General features: G+C 32.9%; 14 protein-coding genes. 7 read left to right on the forward strand and 7 right to left on the reverse strand.

The features are described from left to right. Positions 1–83 precede the first annotated feature (83 nt). The 5 genes from RB618_RS16235 (at position 84) to RB618_RS16255 (ending at position 6,407) form a co-directional block, all read left to right on the forward strand. Positions 84–2,615: a PIG-L family deacetylase gene (locus RB618_RS16235; protein WP_308069698.1), complete on the forward strand. Its 2,532-nt coding sequence runs from the start codon at positions 84–86 to the stop codon at positions 2,613–2,615. Between the two features lie 114 nt (positions 2,616–2,729). After that, the gene (locus tag RB618_RS16240; protein WP_308069699.1) at positions 2,730–4,454 is read left to right on the forward strand and encodes a sodium:solute symporter; all 1,725 of its coding nucleotides are present in this window, start codon (positions 2,730–2,732) and stop codon (positions 4,452–4,454) included. 19 nt (positions 4,455–4,473) lie between these two features. Then, the gene (locus RB618_RS16245) at positions 4,474–4,944 is read left to right on the forward strand and encodes a hypothetical protein (RefSeq protein ID WP_308069700.1); all 471 of its coding nucleotides are present in this window, start codon (positions 4,474–4,476) and stop codon (positions 4,942–4,944) included. A gap of 204 nt (positions 4,945–5,148) precedes the next feature. Beyond that, complete coding sequence (locus tag RB618_RS16250) at positions 5,149–5,751, forward strand: hypothetical protein (RefSeq protein ID WP_308069701.1); 603 nt, start codon at positions 5,149–5,151, stop codon at positions 5,749–5,751. Between the two features lie 26 nt (positions 5,752–5,777). Then, positions 5,778–6,407, forward strand: a complete 630-nt coding sequence (locus tag RB618_RS16255; RefSeq protein WP_308069702.1) for an MCP four helix bundle domain-containing protein — start codon at positions 5,778–5,780, stop codon at positions 6,405–6,407. A gap of 5 nt (positions 6,408–6,412) precedes the next feature. Here the strand turns inward: RB618_RS16255 and RB618_RS16260 are convergent, their stop codons facing one another. The 7 genes from RB618_RS16260 to RB618_RS16290 all read right to left on the reverse strand — a co-directional run bounded on the left by RB618_RS16260 (position 6,413) and on the right by RB618_RS16290 (position 11,382). Further along, positions 6,413–6,823 carry a nuclear transport factor 2 family protein gene (locus RB618_RS16260; protein WP_308069703.1) on the reverse strand — a complete coding sequence of 137 codons (411 nt, stop codon included), beginning with the start codon at positions 6,821–6,823 and terminating at the stop codon, positions 6,413–6,415. 2 nt (positions 6,824–6,825) lie between these two features. Beyond that, complete coding sequence (locus RB618_RS16265) at positions 6,826–7,350, reverse strand: TetR/AcrR family transcriptional regulator (RefSeq protein ID WP_308069704.1); 525 nt, start codon at positions 7,348–7,350, stop codon at positions 6,826–6,828. Positions 7,351–7,489: 139 nt separating this feature from the next. Beyond that, positions 7,490–8,332: a DUF2911 domain-containing protein gene (locus RB618_RS16270; RefSeq protein ID WP_308069705.1), complete on the reverse strand. Its 843-nt coding sequence runs from the start codon at positions 8,330–8,332 to the stop codon at positions 7,490–7,492. Between the two features lie 69 nt (positions 8,333–8,401). After that, entirely contained in the window at positions 8,402–9,064 is a 663-nt protein-coding gene (locus RB618_RS16275; protein WP_308069706.1) for an HAD family hydrolase, read from the reverse strand. A 177-nt stretch (positions 9,065–9,241) separates the two neighbouring features. After that, positions 9,242–9,955, reverse strand: a complete 714-nt coding sequence (locus RB618_RS16280) for a tRNA threonylcarbamoyladenosine dehydratase (protein ID WP_308069707.1) — start codon at positions 9,953–9,955, stop codon at positions 9,242–9,244. A 183-nt stretch (positions 9,956–10,138) separates the two neighbouring features. Continuing rightward, a complete protein-coding gene (locus RB618_RS16285) occupies positions 10,139–10,783 on the reverse strand; it encodes a TatD family hydrolase (RefSeq protein ID WP_308069708.1) in 645 nt (214 codons plus the stop codon). Beyond that, positions 10,783–11,382, reverse strand: a complete 600-nt coding sequence (locus tag RB618_RS16290; protein ID WP_308069709.1) for a DUF1684 domain-containing protein — start codon at positions 11,380–11,382, stop codon at positions 10,783–10,785. Before RB618_RS16290 ends, RB618_RS16285 begins: the two co-directional genes overlap by 1 nt. 99 nt (positions 11,383–11,481) lie before the next feature. Between RB618_RS16290 and RB618_RS16295 the strand changes: the two genes are divergently transcribed. Next, on the forward strand, positions 11,482–12,699 hold the full coding sequence (locus RB618_RS16295) for an MFS transporter (RefSeq protein WP_308069710.1): 1,218 nt from the start codon (positions 11,482–11,484) through the stop codon (positions 12,697–12,699). 166 nt (positions 12,700–12,865) lie between these two features. Continuing rightward, positions 12,866–13,234 carry a BlaI/MecI/CopY family transcriptional regulator gene (locus tag RB618_RS16300; protein WP_066034576.1) on the forward strand — a complete coding sequence of 123 codons (369 nt, stop codon included), beginning with the start codon at positions 12,866–12,868 and terminating at the stop codon, positions 13,232–13,234. Positions 13,235–13,241: the final 7 nt, after the last annotated feature.

Here is a 13,241-nt window from a genome sequence, read left to right on the forward strand (position 1 = left end):
AGCGTTAACAATTCATTTAAATAATCTTACATAAAATAATTACTATTTTTGGAATAATTTCAAAAAAACACCTAACATTTACCATGCGAAAAATACAGATTTATATCTTTCTTTTATTTTTTATCGGTTTTCAGGTTTCGTTTGCACAGCAGCCACAAAAGCCAAATTCAGTTGAAATTTACAATCAAATCAAAAAGCTAAACTTTTTAGGTTCTGTATTGTACGTTGCCGCACATCCTGATGATGAAAATACCAGAATGATTTCGTATTTGGCCAATGATATGAATGCTAGAACAGGCTATTTGTCATTGACTCGCGGTGATGGAGGACAAAATTTAATTGGGCCACAATTACGCGAATTGCTAGGCGTTATTAGAACTCAAGAATTAATTGAAGCTAGAAAAATAGATGGTGGAGAACAGTTTTTCTCAAGAGCGAATGATTTTGGTTTTTCTAAAAATCCAGACGAAACTTTAGATATTTGGGATAAAGAAAAAGTCCTTGCCGATGTGGTTTGGACAATACGAAAATTCCAGCCAGACATTATCATCAATCGTTTTGATCACCGTTCGCCAGGTACAACTCACGGGCATCATACATCTTCTGCGATGCTAAGTGTTGAAAGTTTCAAATTGACAAATGATCCTAAAATTTATCCTGAACAATTAAAATACGTTACGCCATGGCAGGTAAAACGTCAATTCTTTAATCCGTCTTGGTGGTTCTACGGAAGCCAAGAAAAATTTGATGCCGCTAATAAATCTAAATTTACAAAGCTAGAAACAGGTGTTTACTACACAGGAATCGGAAAATCAAACCAAGAAATCGCAGCTTTAAGCCGAAGCCGTCATCAATCGCAAGGTTTTGGAAGCACAGGTGTTCGCGGGGAAGAAACCGAATACTTAGAACTGATAAATGGTGAAACGCCAAAAGAACGCGATAATTTATTTGACGGAATTGATACAAGCTGGAACCGTGTTAAAAACGGAAAACCTGTTGGAGATTTAATTGCTGCAATTATTTCAAAATACGATTTCAGCCATCCTGCTGCAAGTATTCCAGATTTAGTTAAAGCATATGCCATGATTCAAGCTTTAGACGATACACATTGGAAAGAGATTAAATCGGCAGCTATAAAAAACATTATTGCCTCTTGTTCAGGTTTATATCTTGAAGCTGTTGCCAGTGAACAAGAAGCGACTCCTGGAAGCACTATTAAACTAAGTCTTGAAGCTATTAACAGATGTTCTGTGGGAATGGAATTAATGAGTGTAACTACACTTCCAAACAATCAGACTACAGCTCAGAATATTGTTTTAAAAAATAATAATGACAATAAAATCAACCTGCAATTACAGCTTCCAAGCAATATTGATTACACGCAGCCATATTGGCTAAAAGAAAAAGCTACAGTTGGAATGTACACGGTTTCTAACCAAGAAAACATTGGCATTCCAGATATTATAAGAGACACGAAAGTAATTTTTAATGTAAAAATCAACGATGTCGAAATTCCGTTTGAACGTACTGTAGTCTACAAATATAATGATGGCGTAAAGGGCGAAATGTATAATTTCCTAGATATTGTGCCAGAAGTTACGACTTCAATCTTAGAAAGGGTTTTAATTTTTGGAAATACCAAAAGCAAAATGATTCCAGTAAAAGTTCGTGCTGGAAAAGACGATGTAAAAGGAAATCTGCAATTAGAATTGCCAAAAAGCTGGAATGTTTCTCCAAAAGAAATTCCGTTTGCTTTAGACAAAAAAGGCACAGAACAAATCTTTTACTTTGAAGTAACCCCACCAGTAAATCCAGAAGAAGTTACTGCAAAAAGCGTCGCAATTGTAGACGGAAAGCGCTTTGATAAAGACGAGACAATTATTGACTTTCCTCATATTACCAAACAAATGGTTTTGAAACCTGCTGAATCAAAATGCATTAGAATTGATTTGAAAATTTCTGGAGATGCCGTTGCTTACATTATGGGTGCTGGAGACGAAGTTCCAGAAAGTTTAACACAAATGGGATACAAAGTTTCTGTTTTAAAACCAGAAGAAATTACACCTCAGAAACTAGATTCGTTCAGTACCGTTATTACCGGAATTCGCGCTTACAATACCGTAAATGCTTTGGCAAACAAACAAAACATACTTTTCAATTTTGTAAAAAGCGGAAAAAACATGATCGTTCAGTACAATACAAACGGAAAATTGGTAACTGATAAAATTGCTCCATATCCATTAAAATTATCGAATGATCGTGTGACTGAAGAAAATGCTAAAATTACTTTCTTGGCTCCAAATCATCCTGTTTTAAATACACCAAACAAAATCTCTGAAAAAGATTTTCAAGGCTGGACGCAAGAACAAGGTTTGTATTACCCAAATGAATATGATCCTGCCTTCACTCCTATCATTTCATCACATGACAAAGGAGAATCTGCAAAAGATGGTGCGCTATTGGTCGCTCCTTACGGAAAAGGATATTACATTTACACTGGCTTAAGCTTCTTTAGAGAATTACCTGAAGGCGTTTCGGGAGCCTATCGATTATTATCGAATATTATTTCTCTAAAACAGCCTATTGAAGCGCCAAAACAAGATTTAAAGCAATAAAATATGGAAGCTAAAAAAACAAAAAAATGGAAAAAAAGCTACACCTATGTTTTGGTAGCTAATGCAATTTATATTGCTATCTTTTTCTTAATCATGCAATTATACTCATAACCTATGCAGCTATTTGACTGGATTGTACTTATTGTCACTTTATTATTTATTGTTGGATACGGTTCTTGGAAAACCCGAGGCAGTAAAAACGTTGAGGATTTTATTTTAGGAAATAATGAAACGCCTTGGTATACTGTCGGACTTTCTGTAATGGCGACACAAGCTAGCGCCATTACGTTTTTATCTACACCTGGACAAGCTTATCATGACGGAATGGGTTTTGTGCAGTTTTATTTTGGTCTGCCGATTGCCATGGTTGTCATTTGTTTGACTTTTATTCCGCTATATCATAAAAGTAAAGTCTATACCGCATACGAATTTCTAGAAAGAAGATTTGACGTTAAAACCCGTTCACTTGCAGCAATTTTGTTTTTAGTGCAAAGAGGTTTAGGTACTGGTTTGACCATTTACGCGCCAGCCATCATCTTGTCTGCACTATTAGGGTGGAATCTAACCGTAATGAATATCATTATTGGAGTTATGGTAATTATCTATACTTTTTCTGGCGGTACAAAAGCGGTAAACGTAACCCAAAAACAGCAGATGTTTGTTATTATGTCTGGAATGTTTATTACATTTTTCTTGATTTTACACTATCTCCCAAACGATATGACTTTTAACAGTGCGCTTCATATTGCAGGTGCAAATGATAAAATGAATATTGTTGATTTCTCATTTGATCCTGAAGAAAAGTATACTTTCTGGAGCGGTATTACAGGTGGTTTCTTTCTGGCCCTTGCCTATTTTGGCACAGACCAATCGCAGGTTGGGCGTTATTTATCTGGAAAATCGGTTCGTGAAAGTCAGATGGGTTTAATTATGAATGGATTGCTGAAAGTACCAATGCAGTTCTTTATTCTATTGACTGGAGTCATGGTTTTTGTCTTTTTTCAGTTCAATCCAGTGCCGCTAAATTTTAATCCAAATAATAAAATCGCGATTGAAAAATCGGCTTTTAAGAATGAATATCACGCTTTAGAAGAAAAATTAGTCAAACTTTCAGAAGACAAAAAAGTAATTAATTTATTGTACATCGATCAGCTGAATCAAGATTATGACAATCCAATTTTACGTAAAGAATTGGTTGCATTGTCCAATAAAGAAAAAGATCTTCGCGATAAAGCGAAAGAAATTATTTCAAGAGCAGATAGCCATACAGAAACAAATGATAAAGATTATGTGTTTTTTCATTTTATCTTGAACTATTTGCCAAAAGGTCTAATCGGATTATTATTGGCCGTTATCCTTTCGGCAGCCATGTCTTCAACGGCTTCTGGACTAACAGCTTTGGCTTCTACGACAGCAATTGATATTTACAAACGAAATCAGAAAGAAGAAAAATCAGAGAAACATTATTTGCATGTTACTAAGTTTTTCACTCTTTTTTGGGGAGTTATAGCCATACTTTTTGCTTGCGTTGGAACCTTATTTGAAAATTTAATTCAGCTTGTAAATATTATTGGCTCTATCTTTTATGGAACCGTTTTAGGAATCTTCCTTGTAGCTTTTTATACTAAAAGAGTTCAAGCAAAACCAATGTTTATAAGCGCTATTATAAGTCAGCTTACGATTTTTGTGATTTACTATTTTATGGTTTACAATCAGGAAAAATTGGGTTATTTATGGCTTAATTTTATTGGCGCTATCTTGACAATTGTATTAGCGCTTTTATTGCAGTTTTTGTTTTTTAGAGGAAAATCAGATGGTAACGAAGTGATTTTGGAGTAAGATGATTCGAAAAGTCTTTTTGATACTGTCATTTTTTTCATTTTTCTTGGCCGAAAGTCAAAATCAAGACGATTCTAATATAATTGAAGACAATTCAATTTCTACTCAATTGTACACAAAATGCTTTCAAAATTTAAACCAAGGAAATGAGATATTCAAAAAATATCCAACATTAGATTCTTCAATGTTTTGTACGCTTCTTCACTGTTCTTTTCTTTTAGCATACAAAGAGACCGATATACAAATAGTTGCTGAACAAAGACTAATAGGAATTACAACTCAATTATTTAAAGAAGGAAATCCTGTTTACTTAATTAACGGTCTAGAAAGCGGTTCTATAGAAAAAAAGAAAAATGAAAATTTAGAAGATGATAATCATATTGTCTATATCAGTTATGCAGAATGTACTAGTTCTTTTTATTTAAAAAGGGCTGCTGATATTGTAAACAAACAGACACTTTCATTAATTAAACAAGAATCTTCCAAATAAATACTAATGCCCTAGCCCTGATGGAAGCGGCATCCTTTTGTGCCGGGGTTCGGCACAAAAGATATAGCGGACAGCAGGATATAGCTACTTAAAATTCAAATAACTACTTTATTCAATTATAATTCTTCATTTATTGTAAGTAAAAAAGACTATTTTAGTAAGTTGTAAAACTTACCAAAAACGAACCAATTTTAAACTGCAGAAATGAAGATTTCAGACGATTTAGAAAAGCTATTGCCTTTTGGATATCTATTTCTAATTTTAATGGGAATACTAAAGGATAGTATATTTTACTACCAATTCGGAATTAATATATTGAGGTATTCCACAATAATGGACATTCTAATTAGTCCAATTGCTGAATTTACTTCAAATCCGATTATTTTAGGAGCAATCACCATACTTTTTTTAGTTCATTTTTATCTTCCTTCCTTCTTGGCCAAGAATAAAGATTTGGCATTTGTAAAAAGATCATTCGAACTAAAATCAACAGATGAATTGTCTCCAGAAGAAACTAAAAGCTACTATAATGGCATTGCTATAAAATCGCTTGTCATTTTTTTATTATCCTTTTTTTTAGGTTACGGATTCGCAGGAGGCTATTTTACTACGAAAAAGCTAAAAGAAAACAGATTGGATTACAGCTATCAGCTTGATTTTAATGAAGGTGAATCTGAGAATGTTTTTATCATTGGAAATAATAGTTTGTATTATTTCTATTTAGTTAAGGGAGATAATAAAATAAAAATTACCCCTTTAGCATCCATAAAAAACATTGCGCTCAACGAGAACAAAGTGATTGATTAAAATTTTAGTTTCACAAAAAAAATGTCATGAAAGATCAAAGAAGATATAGCAATAAAACCAAAGCTGCTTTCATATTATTAGTCGTAATGCTTATCATTCTGCTTGGTAACTTTAACACACTGCGAAATTCCAAAAACGTAAATGACAATATCAATGCAATTTATAAAGATCGATTGGTGGTGGCACATTATATTTTTCAATACTCAAAGGAACTTCATTTTATAAAAGCTGAAGCTGAAAAATTAAATCTAAGCGACAACATTAAAAAAGATGAAATTATTCATACTCTTGACATTATTCATGATATTGACGATTTGTATGCTAAAACAGTTTTAACAAACAAAGAGAAACAGTATTTTGATGTTTTTTTGCTTTCCTGTAAAGAAATAAATAGGCAAGTTGAAAATAAAAACTGGGATAAAATTTCCATTTCTAGCGAGAAAGCTTTAAAAACATTAGAATCGCTTTCTCAAATCCAGATTGAAGAAGGAAAAGCAAAACTTGCCGCTGCAAATGCAATGTATAACAGAAACAATGCGCTTGGCCAGCTTCAAATTGCTTTACTTATTATTTTAGGAGGAATTACATTTTATTTGTTAATTATAAAGAAAATAAAAAGGACGGTAAAAATTCCTGAACCGCCCTCTATGAATTAAATTTATTATAATTTTCTTTCCTCTTCTTTTATTGAAAGATCATTTATGCTGGCAAACCTTTTTTGCATCAACCCGTTTGAATCAAACTCCCAATTTTCATTTCCATAGGCTCTAAACCAGTTTCCATCAACATCCTGATATTCATACTCAAATCGAACTGCAATTCTATTTTCGGTATGTGCCCAATATTCTTTCTTCAGTTTGTAGTTTTTCTCCTTTTTCCATTTTTGCGTTAAAAACTGTGCAATTTCATTTCTACCATTTACAAACTGATTTCTATTCCTCCACTCGCTGTCAACGGTATAGGCTTTTGAAACTCTTTCAGGATCTTGACTGTTCCAAGCATCTTCTGCTAGTTGAATCTTTTCTATTGCTGTTTCATAAGAGAATGGCGGCAATGGCAATTTCTGTTCCATAATTATAAAATTAAAGTTTGAATAATTTTCTTTGTTTGCTCAATAAGCTTATTTGATTTGAAAAGCTGGCTTTCTATAATGCAGCTCTCAAAAAGCAGATATAGATGATCTGATAATAGACTATCATTTAAAACTTCGGCAAAATAAGTTCGTAAATCGGCTTTATGGCTTTGAATTACTGCTAATATTTTAATATTATCTGATTGAATTTCTGATAAAATATTTAGAAAACTGCAACCCCTAAAATTTTCATTTTTATTCATATAAATTAAGAAATCAAAAGAAGCCAAAATTTTTAGTCTTGTGTCTTCTTCCTTAGCGGTAAATTTTTTCAATTCTTCAAACCAAAACAAATGGCGCTGATTTAAAAAAGCAACGCACAAATCTTCTTTAGATTTAAAATGCTGATAAAAACTTGCTTTTGCGACTTTTGCCTCTTCAATAATTTGATTAATGCCCGTAGCATTATAACCTTGTGTATGGAATAGACTAAATGTTTTTTCTAATATTCTTTCTTTCGGCGACATCCCATTATAATTTATATCTGCAAATATATAAATAATCTATAAAATAAACAGACCAGTCTGTCTATTTTAACATCTAAAAAAAATTCCAAAACTCGAAAGTCCTGGAATTTGAAAATTTATATACTGAAAATTTAAAAGCTTATCTGCTCCATTCAGCAATACTGTCTTTGTTCAATTTTACGTAATCAGCGTTGTTTGCAGCTTCAGCAGATGCTAAAGAAGCCTTTGCCGTTTCGATTGCGCCTTTTTTATCACCTTGTTTGGCTTGGATCAATGCTTTTAATCTTGACACATAATATGGCTTGTCTGAACTCATATCAAGAGCTTTGTCAACATAATTTCTAGCCGTTTCAATATTTCCATTTGATTGGAATAAATATTGAGATGCTGCAAAATAATCGTTCCAGCTCGGACCAGACAAAGCTTTATCGATACTTGCTGTTGCAATTTTAGCAGTTGGAACTTCAAACTTTAAAGCAACATGAGAGTTTTCCCAAGCAATGTCGATATAACCAAAATTTGGGTCTAAACCATTGATTCCGATTGTAAATGTTTCTACAGGAGTTGGTAACGCTTCTTCTTTAACTGTAGTTTTTAAAGCTACATAAGAATCGCTCCAGTTTTCTGGCAATCCCCAGTTGTCTGTAGAAAGGTAGAAAATAATATCCCAGCTTTCGATTCTAGGAACTGTGTAAATTGCATATTTTCCTTTCTTTAGCGTTTTTCCGTCAATTACAACATCGTCGCTAAAATTGATAATAGTGTTTTCGTTAGCTCCAGTTCTCCATAATTTTCCAAACGGAACTAAATTTCCGAACACAGCTCTTCCTCTTGCTCCCGGTCTTGAATACGTAACTTCAACATCGGTTAAACCAACAGTCTGTTTAATATATCCTTTTGGACTTGCTTGCGGTGTTTTTACTTGTGCTTCTGATGCTAATGGTCCTAAGATCAGGGCTAAAGCAATAAGTAGTTTTTTCATTATTTTAAGTTTTATTTTTATTCAAATTTACAAATTCAATTAGGGAACAAATGTTAAATTTTATATAATTCAACCCTTTAGCTGTGATATTTTTTCAGCATTTAATTCGTTAAAATGTTCTATAACTAAATCAGCCTCAGACAAATCTTGAAGATGCGAATGCTCACTCTTATAACCAATGCAGTAAATTCCTGCACCTTTTGCTGCTTTTATGCCATTGGTGCTATCTTCAATAATAATACATTCTTCTTTTGGCGCTATAGAAAGAGAAGCTGCATGAATAAATATTGCTGGATTTGGTTTTGATTGCGGAAAATCTTCACCGCTTACAATATGTGTAAAATATTGATGCAGATTAAATCTTGTAAAAACGCGATCAATAGTAACTTTTGAAGCCGATGAAGCCAAAATTAATTGTATTCCGTTGTTGTACAAATCTTTAATCAAATCTTCGACACCATCTAAAAGAAATAAATCTTCCTTAGTGTCAAAAGCATCATTAAAAATTGTTCTTTTTCTCTGAATTAAATCTTCAACTTCCTGTTCTACCGTTGGGAAATAGCTTTTTAAAGTCTGAAATGTATTTCGAGTTGAAAATCCTGTAAATGTGGTATACATTTCTTCAGGAACTTCGATATTCAATTCTGAAAATTGTAAATAATAGGCATAACGATGAACAGGTTCTGTGTCAACAATTACGCCGTCCATATCAAAAATTACTGTTTTAATCATTTTTTTAAAGTTTCTGAGATTCTAAGATTCTAAGATTTCTCTCTAGTGTATTTAACTTTGTCAAAGTTTTAAACTTTGACAAAGTTGCTTTACGTTTTATTTATAAGTTCAAAGGAATTAAGATTCAGCGTTTCAGAAAAAAAACTTAGCAACTTAGAATCTTAGCGTCTTAGTATCTTATTTGCTCAACAAATATCTAATCACTGTTTCTGCGGCGTGCAAGCCAAATAATCCTGGCATATAGCTGTTTGTTCCGTAAAACGATTTTTTAAAGTTTTTACCGTCTGTTAATTTTAAGCTTTTTTCGTCTTGAATTTCAGAAGAGAAAACCACTTTTAGTTTATTAATTTTTACTTCTTTTAAACGCTTACGAACTGTTTTGGAGAAATAGCAGTTAATTGTTTTTGAAATATCCGCTACTTTCACTTTTGATGCTAGCATTTTTCCGCCAGCTCCCATACTGCTGATGATTTTTACTCTTTTGCGTTTTGCGGCAATAATCAGATTTAATTTTGGAGTAATACTGTCAATGCAATCCAAAACATAATCAAATTCTGGAGAAACAATCTCAAAAGCACGTTCTGGAGAAAGAAATTCCTGAACACGAGTTAGATTTAATTCCGGATTAATATCCATCAGACGATCGCCTACAATTTTAATTTTTGGCTGACCAACTGTTGAATGCAAAGCTGGCAATTGACGGTTAATATTGGTAATATCCACAACGTCTCCATCTACAATTGTCATGTTCCCTACTCCTGCTCTCGCTAAAAATTCAGCGGCAAAAGATCCAACTCCTCCTAGTCCAACGACTAAAACATTAGACTTTTGTAAATTTTCTAATCCTTCTTTAGTAAACAAAAGCTCAGCTCTTTCTGTCCATTCTGCCATTATATTCTATTTTGTTGTTTTATTTTTTATTCTTTTTGTTTCAAGTTTCATGTTTCAAGTTTCATGTTTCAAGTTTCATGTTTCATGTTTCATGTTTTTTACTGTTGTCACCCTGAGCGGAGTCGAAGGGCGTTCCAATTGGTCTTGGCTTCGACTTCGCTCAGCCTGACAAATCACATTATACTACCTAAATACACTTTTATAATTACTTGAAATAACCTCTTCTAATTCAATTAAATTTAGTCCTTTATATTCAGAAGCCAAATTGTAAACTTCTTTGATTGATTCTTCAATAGTATCTGTTTCTAAGAAAAAACGATCATTTGGGACATTTTGAAAAACCGATTTCAAATCAGGATTTTTCAATAAGTATTTTCCAAATGAAAGATAAAATCCAGCCACGATTAATTGTTCTGCCAATTGATTATTTTTTGAAAAACCATGAATTAGCATTGGAACATTTATCTTCATTTTTTTCTTAATCGCCATGACTTCCTGAAAAGCGGCAACGCAATGAATTACTACAGGTTTTTTATATTTTTCTGCTAATTCCAATTGCTTTTCAAAAACAGAAACTTGCAAATCAAACGGAACTTCTATTCTTTTATCCAAACCGCATTCGCCTATTGCCAGACAATTTTTGGTTTGCAGTTTTTCCTCTATAGTTTTCAAATCTTCATTAAGCCTATTTTCATCAATATACCATGGATGAATTCCTATCGAATAAAATGGAATTGACGCATCAAAATCTTTTGGATATTGATTAACCAATTCTAAAACATCTGATTGATTGGTAAATTGATGGGTATGAAGATTAAAATATTGCATTAATGAAAAGTCTTTACACCCGCTTTGATTTCAATTTTCAGATCATTTTCCTGCGGCACAAGCGGACAAGAATATTTGTAGTTATAAGCGCAATACGGATTATAAGCCTGATTGAAATCGACAGCTATCGTATTTCCTTTCGGAATTTCTAAATCAATATAACGCCCGCCGATATAACTTTCTTTACCAGTTGTTAAATCTGAAAAAGGCAAGAATAAATGATTCTTATATTTTTCCTGAACTATAAGATCCAAACTTTGATAAACAGCAAGCTGAAAAGGTTTTCCGTTGATTTTAAAATTTAAAGTTCCATACTTTATATACTTTGGAGTGCGAGTTCCAGAAGTTTTCATTTCAAAAACTTTTCCTCCTTTGGCTTTTACCAAAGTTGCATTCACAAAATAAGTTTCAGAAATAGGAAAAAAATCTAAGCTTTTAAAAGTTTTTAAATCTTCAGCCATCAACGGACTTGTCTTAGGATCAGCATATTCGGAGTTGATTTTCTTTTGAAACTTCTGAGCATCAGTTTTACTAAACTTTTTTTGTGCAAAGCCAAAATTAAATACCAACAATAAAGCTAGGGCGTTTATAGTTTTCATCTTAGAAATTTTCTGCAAAAATAGTTCAAAAGTAACAAAACAACAACCACTTAACGAGACAAAGTTTCCTAACTTTGTTACGATAATCTATCACTCAAAATGCTTAAAAACGCCTTAACCCACTACATTAACAACTTCAGAGGTTTTACCAGAGAAGTTTGGATTCTTGCCATTATCACTTTTATTAACCGTGCCGGGACAATGGTTCTTCCTTTTTTATCTAAATATTTAAAAGAAGACCTTCACTTTTCGTACAATCAAGTTGGATGGATTATGGTTGCTTTTGGTTTTGGATCAATGTTGGGTTCGTGGCTTGGAGGTAAACTATCAGATAAAATAGGGTTCTATAAAATCATGATTTTTAGCTTATTTACAAGCGGTATTTCTCTTTTCTTTGTACAATATATCACTACTTTTTGGACACTTTGCGTTGCCATGTTTGTACTTATGACAATTGCAGACATGTTCAGACCTGCTATGTTTGTTTCTCTTGGAGCTTATGCTAAACCAGAAAATAGAACTCGTGCCCTAACACTTGTACGTCTTGCAGTAAATTTAGGTTTTGCAGCAGGGCCAGCTCTTGGAGGTTTAATTATTATGGGAATGGGATATTCAGGCTTGTTTTGGGTTGATGGTGCTTCTTGTATTATTTCGATCTCTATTTTCGCTCTGCTAGTAAAAGAAAAGAAAAAAGCCACACACGACGATAAAGCAGAAAGCGCTACCGATGTAAAATCGGTTTTTCATGATAAAATATTTTGGGTTTTCTTATTCGTAAGTTTTATTACGGCTATGATTTTCTTCCAGTTATTTACTACTCTACCTTTATATCATAACGAAAAATTTGGCTTAAGCGAATTCCAAACAGGTCTTTTAATGACTTTAAACGGTCTATTGATCTTCTCTCTAGAAATGCCAACAGTTGGATTCTTAGAGCGAAAAGCTTTTCCTAAAATTAGAATTATAATAGTTGGCTCTTTTGTAATGGCTTCCAGTTTCTTTTTGCTTCTTATTAATTTCTGGGCAGGAATATTGGTTGTTAGTATGGTTTGCATTTCTATTGGTGAAGTTCTTACTTTTCCGTTTTCCAATGCATTTGCGCTAAGTCGTGCACCGCGCGGACAAGAAGGACGATACATGGCACTTTATACCATGAGTTTTAGTCTTGCTCATATTGTGAGTTCTAAACTTGGCTTCGAGATTATTACCCGATTTGGCTATCAAACCAATTGGCTTTTTATGGCCTGCATTGGTGTTCTTGCAACCGGGTGTTGCATTTGGATTAAAAACGCTTTACTTAACCCAAAAGCTTCCTAAACAACTTTTAACTTTTTAAAACACTATAATTCAATTTATTACCATTAAATTTGAATTGCTTTTTTGCGTCTAAAATCGAAATCAAACTTAATTTTTAGTTAAATAACTATTTTTATAGTTGTGTAACTAAAAAAATAGTTGTAGGTTTGAATTAAAATTAAAGAAGATGCAGAAGTTAACAAACAAAGAAGAAGAAATTATGATGATTTTATGGAAGCTGAAAAAAGCTTTTGTAAAAGAAATTCAAGCTGAAATAACTGAAGACCAGCCACATTACAACACATTATCTACTATTGTGCGTAATCTGGAAGAAAAAGGATATGTTGGGCACAATGCCTTCGGAAACACACATCAATACTTTCCGATTGTACCAATTGAAGATTACAGAAAAGGGTTTATGAAAACCGCAATCGATAATTACTTTAATAGTTCATATAAAAGCATGGTGTCCTTTTTTGCTAAAGAAGAAAAAATTTCAGCAGATGAATTGCGCGAAATTTTATCGATGATCGAAAATAAAAAAGAAGATAAATAATTCTGAT

This window comes from Flavobacterium sp. LHD-85 (genome assembly GCF_030929595.1).
GTDB lineage: Bacteria > Bacteroidota > Bacteroidia > Flavobacteriales > Flavobacteriaceae > Flavobacterium.

What these genes read in the sequence shown, in the direction of transcription:
- RB618_RS16235 (WP_308069698.1), top strand. Translation starts at nt 84, where the DNA reads ATGCGAAAAATACAGATTTATATCTTTCTTTTATTTTTTATCGGTTTT.
- RB618_RS16240 (WP_308069699.1), top strand. Translation starts at nt 2,730, where the DNA reads ATGCAGCTATTTGACTGGATTGTACTTATTGTCACTTTATTATTTATT.
- RB618_RS16250 (WP_308069701.1), top strand. Translation starts at nt 5,149, where the DNA reads ATGAAGATTTCAGACGATTTAGAAAAGCTATTGCCTTTTGGATATCTA.
- RB618_RS16255 (WP_308069702.1), top strand. Translation starts at nt 5,778, where the DNA reads ATGAAAGATCAAAGAAGATATAGCAATAAAACCAAAGCTGCTTTCATA.
- RB618_RS16260 (WP_308069703.1), bottom strand. Translation starts at nt 6,823, where the DNA reads ATGGAACAGAAATTGCCATTGCCGCCATTCTCTTATGAAACAGCAATA.
- RB618_RS16265 (WP_308069704.1), bottom strand. Translation starts at nt 7,350, where the DNA reads ATGTCGCCGAAAGAAAGAATATTAGAAAAAACATTTAGTCTATTCCAT.
- RB618_RS16270 (WP_308069705.1), bottom strand. Translation starts at nt 8,332, where the DNA reads ATGAAAAAACTACTTATTGCTTTAGCCCTGATCTTAGGACCATTAGCA.
- RB618_RS16275 (WP_308069706.1), bottom strand. Translation starts at nt 9,064, where the DNA reads ATGATTAAAACAGTAATTTTTGATATGGACGGCGTAATTGTTGACACA.
- RB618_RS16280 (WP_308069707.1), bottom strand. Translation starts at nt 9,955, where the DNA reads ATGGCAGAATGGACAGAAAGAGCTGAGCTTTTGTTTACTAAAGAAGGA.
- RB618_RS16285 (WP_308069708.1), bottom strand. Translation starts at nt 10,783, where the DNA reads ATGCAATATTTTAATCTTCATACCCATCAATTTACCAATCAATCAGAT.
- RB618_RS16290 (WP_308069709.1), bottom strand. Translation starts at nt 11,382, where the DNA reads ATGAAAACTATAAACGCCCTAGCTTTATTGTTGGTATTTAATTTTGGC.
- RB618_RS16295 (WP_308069710.1), top strand. Translation starts at nt 11,482, where the DNA reads ATGCTTAAAAACGCCTTAACCCACTACATTAACAACTTCAGAGGTTTT.
- RB618_RS16300 (WP_066034576.1), top strand. Translation starts at nt 12,866, where the DNA reads ATGCAGAAGTTAACAAACAAAGAAGAAGAAATTATGATGATTTTATGG.